Source organism: Halanaerobium sp., from assembly GCF_003070835.1.
This window is the reverse complement of the sequence record NZ_QBLR01000437.1, coordinates 1-2,109: the sequence shown is the minus strand read 5'-3', so window position 1 is coordinate 2,109 and position 2,109 is coordinate 1. Positions and strand designations below refer to the sequence as shown.

Below are 2,109 nucleotides of genomic sequence, written 5' to 3'. Positions count from 1 at the left end.
GTAGAAGCAAAACTTGAAAATAAAATTAAGTGTAAAGCAGTAATTTTTACTTTAAATCAGGGTATTGTTGCTCTTTCAAAAGAAGCAGAGGAGGATTTTGATTTTGAATAAAGTTTATGTACTGGGGATTGGACCGGGAAATAAAGACTATTTACTTAAAAAAACAGAAAAAATTATAGGAAAAATGGATGTTTTAATCGGAGGCAGTAGAGCTTTAGAAACTTTTGCAGAACAGAAGGCTAAAAAAATTAAAATTACTCTGCCCTTAGTTAAAATTAAAAATTATATTTTGGCTAATTATGAAAAGAAAAAAATTGCTGTTTTAGTTTCAGGTGATCCAGGTTTATACAGCTTACTTAATTATTTAAAAAGAGAAATAAATATCGATATTTTGGAAGTTATTCCTGGGATCAGTTCTTTACAGCTTGCTGCTTCTAGAATTCAAATTAGTTGGAATGATATGAGAATTACCAGTCTGCACGGTAAAGATAATAAAGATGAGCTGCTTGTTCTCTTAAAAAAAGAAGCTAAGGTTGGATTTTTTACAGATAACAAATTTCCTCCTGCAAAGATTGCTGAGTATTTGTTAAAAAATAAAATTAAAGATAAAACTATTTGTGTTTTTGAAAATCTTTCTTATGCAGATGAAAATATTACTGTTGGCAGTGCTGAAGAAATTAAAAAGCTTTCATTTTCTAAATTAACAGTGATGATTATTCTGGATAATAACCAATTGAATTCTAGTCTTAGAGGTGATATTGATGAGTGAATGGGAATATAATACTCCTGGGATATCTGATGAGTGTTTTATCAGAGGCGAAGTTCCGATGACTAAAGAAGAAGTAAGAGCGGTACTCTTATCGAAATTAAGACTTAAAAAAGATCAGATAGTTTATGATATTGGAGCAGGCAGCGGTAGTGTTTCAATTGAGATGGCTCTAGTTTTAAAAAAGGGGCAAGTTTATGCCTTAGAAAGAAAAAAGAAAGCTCTTAATTTAATTAAAAAAAATTTTATAAAATTTAATCTAAAAAACATTGAAATAGTGGAGGCGGAAGCTCCTGCAGGAATGGATGCTTTGCCTGGAGCAGATAGAATTTTTATCGGTGGCAGTGGAGGCCAACTTACTGCAATTCTTGAGGCGGCTGATCAAAAGCTAAAAAATAATGGTAGAATTGTATTAACTGCAGTTACAATTAATACTTTGACAACTGCTATCCAGGAACTTGAAAGACTAGATTATCGACTGGATATTGTTAATATTGCTGTGACTAGAACTAAAAATATTAATAAATACAAAATGTTTAAAGCTTTAAGTCCAGTTTATATCATTAGTGCAGTAAAAAAATAAAGATTTAAGAAAAGTATTGAGATAAATTTAAATGAATGGAGGAACTAATTTGGCTAAAAAATTGTATGGAATCGGTGTTGGAGTAGGCGAACCTGGATTAGTCACTTTAAAGGCAGTAGAAATTTTAAAAGAAGTTGACTATATCTGCACTCCAATGTCAGCTAAAAGTGATTCTAGTAAAGCTCTTAAAATTATTTCCAATTTAATAGAGCTAAAAGGTAGAATTGTTAAATTGCATTTTAAAATGTCAAAAAGCAGAAAAGAGCTTGAACAATCACGCACAGCTGCTGCTCGAAAAATATATCAATTATTAAAAAAAGATAAAAAGATTGCATTTGTAACTATAGGAGATCCTTTTTTATACAGCACCTATTCTTATATGCTAAAAAAGATTAAAGAATGGGATAGTTTAATTGAAATCGAAACAATACCCGGAATTAATTCTATTGCAGCTGTTACTTCCAGATATAATCTACCTTTGGCAGAAGAAAAAGAAAATACAGCAATTTTATCTAATATTAAAAGCGAAGACCATTTAGAAAAAGTTTTTAATTTGTTTGAAACAGTAGTAATTTTAAAGTTGAGCCGCAATTATGAGACAGCATATCGTGTCTTAGAAAAATTAGCTTTAAAGAAAAATGTGCTTATTGCCAGTAAATGCGGTTTTGAAGATGAGTTTTATACTGAGAATATAGAAGTGTTTAAAAATAAAAAAATTGAATATCTGACATTAATGATAGTAAAAAGAAAGGGGATTTAT

At 29.9% G+C, this 2,109-nt stretch carries 3 protein-coding genes; all 3 read left to right on the top strand.

From position 1 onward, the window contains the following. Nucleotides 1-103: 103 nt before the first annotated feature. A complete protein-coding gene (cbiE, locus tag CI949_RS20145) occupies nt 104-769 on the top strand; it encodes a precorrin-6y C5,15-methyltransferase (decarboxylating) subunit CbiE (protein ID WP_073157126.1) in 666 nt (221 codons plus the stop codon). Next, nucleotides 762-1,349 (top strand): precorrin-6Y C5,15-methyltransferase (decarboxylating) subunit CbiT, encoded by a 588-nt coding sequence (cbiT, locus tag CI949_RS20140; RefSeq protein WP_073157129.1) that lies wholly within the window; start codon nt 762-764, stop codon nt 1,347-1,349. Before cbiE ends, cbiT begins: the two co-directional genes overlap by 8 nt. 49 nt (nt 1,350-1,398) lie before the next feature. After that, nucleotides 1,399-2,109 (top strand): precorrin-2 C(20)-methyltransferase (cobI, locus tag CI949_RS20135; RefSeq protein ID WP_081374510.1); only part of this gene is annotated, 711 nt, incomplete at its 3' end.